The following is a 2573-nucleotide window of genomic DNA, read 5'->3' as shown; positions in this document are numbered from 1 at the left end:
CCGGGCGCGCGCCGGGGCCTGGCGCGGGGCGCGCGGCCCACGACGTCCGGGCCGGCCTGGAGGCCTGCGCCGGATGCGCGGCGCCCCGCCGGTGGTCGGAGACGGGCGGGACGCGGAGCCTCCCGGTCCCGCCGATCGTCCTCGCCGCGCCATGCCGGGCAGCCGGCCGGGGCCGACCCGGGATCCGCGGCATGCCGGCGACATGCGGGTTCCCGGGAGTGGCTCGCGTGGCGATCCGGCCGCGCGAACCGCTCCGGGCCAGGGATGGAGGACCGGCGTCACGCGCCGCGCCCGTCACGCCCCCCGGCGATCCGCCCGCGCTGCGGGCGGGAGGCTGCTCCCGGTCAGGGTCCGCGCCGGTAGTGCAGGGCGACCGCGCCGTTGCGGAGCGGCGTCGCCGAGACCAGTTCGAGCCGCCGCGTGCCGGGCAGCCCGCCCTGATGCAGGGTCGGGCCATGCCCGGCGATCCTGGGATGGATCAGGAACCTGTACTCGTCGATGAGGTCCAGCCGGTCCAGCGCTGCCGCGAGTGTCCCGCTGCCGAGGAGCACGCCCGCCGGGGTCCTGTCCTTGAGTCCCTGCACGCCGGTTCGCAGGTCGCCGGCGATGCGGTGGCTGTTGGTCCACGGGAAGTTCACCCGGCTCGACGACACGACGTATTTCGGCCTGGCCTCGAGCTTGCGCGCCCAGTCGCGGATCGCCGGCGGCGCATCCACCTCGCCGCGAGCGACCGCCGGCCAGTAGCTCTCCATCATCTCGTAGGTGATGCGGCCCCACAGCATCGCCCCGTTCGCTTCCAGGAGGCGGGTGTAGAATGCATGCGTCTCGTCATCGGCCAGTCCTTCCCGGTGGTCGACGCAACCGTCCAGGGTGACGTTCATGGCGAAGGTCAGGGATCCCATGCGATGCGCCTTTGCCGTCCGCTCTGAAGGACGCGGGGGTTGCCTGCGATCCATCCCGACCCCCGCTCCGGGTCGAAGCCGGTGACCGCCGTGCCACCGGCGGGCTCCCGCGGGAACGGATGACGGCGGCGATCGATCCGCCCCGGGCCCCTCGCGGCTTGCGGGAGGGCGTGTACGCCCGGACGCGAGACTCCGCTCCGCAATCGACAGGACAGGGCGGCTTGCGCGTTCAGAAGAACGCGCAAGCCGATCTAGACCTCAGCGCTGGCCGCGCCCGGCACGGCATCCGGCGCCACGGCGGGCGCCGCCGTCTCCACCGGCGGCACCGCCGCGGCCAGCACGATCACCCGCTCGGCCGAGGCACGCCAGGTCGCCAGGCGCGGCATGTGCTGCACCGGCCAGCGCAGCGCCTCCGACACCGTCTGGAAGGCCTGCGCCGCCTGCATCAGCCAGCCGAGGCTCGCCACCCCCGCCAGATAGGCCGGCGTCGCCACCAGGTAGGGCAGGCCGAAGCCGACGCGCGTGACGGCGCAGACGAAGAATTCCAGCCGGGCGAAGGCGCGGCTTTGCCGCTCGAACACGTTCGCCAGGTCGCCGAACAGGCGCGACAGCACGCCCGCTTCGGGGATGCCGGCCTGCCCGGCATCGCGGATGCGGACCAGGGCGGCGCGGTAGTCGGCTTCCTTCGCCTGGCGGTGGTCCGTGCTGCGCACCAGCGGCCGCCCCGCCACCACCGCCACCAGGATCCCGGCCAGCGCGTAGAGCACCGCCAGCCAGAGCAGGTAGCCGGGCACCGCGAAGGACACGCCGCCGAGCAGGATCGGCGGATGGTCGGACAGCGACCAGAGCACGCCGACGAAGATCGCCAGCGTCATGGTGGCATGGAAGAAGGACGCGGCGAGTTCCACCGCTTCCTCGGTCGCCACCCGTGCATCCTCGGCGATGCGGCCATCCAGGTTGTCGGCGGCATGGCCGCCGCCGGCCGCCACCCAGCCCATGGTGAGGCGATGGCCCAGCCAGGCGCGCCAGCCCAGCGCGATCCGCCGGCGGCACAGCAACTGCCCGGCGCTGGCGATGCAGAAGCCGGCGACGATCAGCAACAGGATGCCGCATTCCCAGAGCACCGTCTCGGCGTCGCGGCGCTCCAGCGCGTCGAACAGGTCGCGGTTCCAGGTGTTGAAGCGCAGCATCAGCGCCACCTCGGCGCCCGCCAGCAGCACCAGCATGGCGGCGAGGCCGAGGGCCTGGCCACGGGTTTCGGGCCGCGTCCAGAAGCCGCCCGCCACGGACCAGAACCGCGCGGCGGTGGCCCGCCAGGTCGCCTGTGGTGTCGCCCCTACGGTCATCGCGCGCCCCAGCTTGCTTGGCCCTCGCTCCCCTCTGCGTCCCGCCGGCCGAAAGGTTCCCTGCGGGCGCTTCACGCCATGGGCAGGCTCGGGCATGGGGCGGCTGGTCCGGCTTACCCGGCCGGTTACACCGGGAATTGGGGCGGCGGCGGGGCCGGAACAAGGGCGCGCCCCGGCGCGCCGCGCAGCGGCGGGGTCATGCCCGCCCGGGTCCGGCCCAGGCGGCGGGTGCCGAGTGGCGGCGGATGCGCGGCACGCATCGGGCGGGCAGGCACCCGGCGAGCGCGCGGCGGGCGGCCGTCGCGGGGCGGCAAGGCCCGGCGCC

Annotated in this window: 2 protein-coding genes; both read right to left on the bottom strand. The window is 74.8% G+C overall.

Translation table 11 applies throughout. The features are described 5' to 3' along the window. Positions 1-344 precede the first annotated feature (344 nt). Positions 345-902, bottom strand: a complete 558-nt coding sequence (locus tag E2C05_RS30935; RefSeq protein WP_133223447.1) for a dihydrofolate reductase family protein — start codon at positions 900-902, stop codon at positions 345-347. Positions 903-1153: 251 nt separating this feature from the next. Beyond that, a complete protein-coding gene (locus E2C05_RS30930; protein WP_158292486.1) occupies positions 1154-2248 on the bottom strand; it encodes an SbmA/BacA-like family transporter in 1095 nt (364 codons plus the stop codon). Between the last annotated feature and the right edge of the window lie 325 nt (positions 2249-2573).

Origin of the sequence: Paracraurococcus ruber (assembly GCF_004353985.1) — a bacterium.
Taxonomy (GTDB): domain Bacteria; phylum Pseudomonadota; class Alphaproteobacteria; order Acetobacterales; family Acetobacteraceae; genus Paracraurococcus; species Paracraurococcus ruber.
Note: the sequence above shows the minus strand (reverse complement) of the source record. Positions and strands in the feature narration are given on the sequence as shown.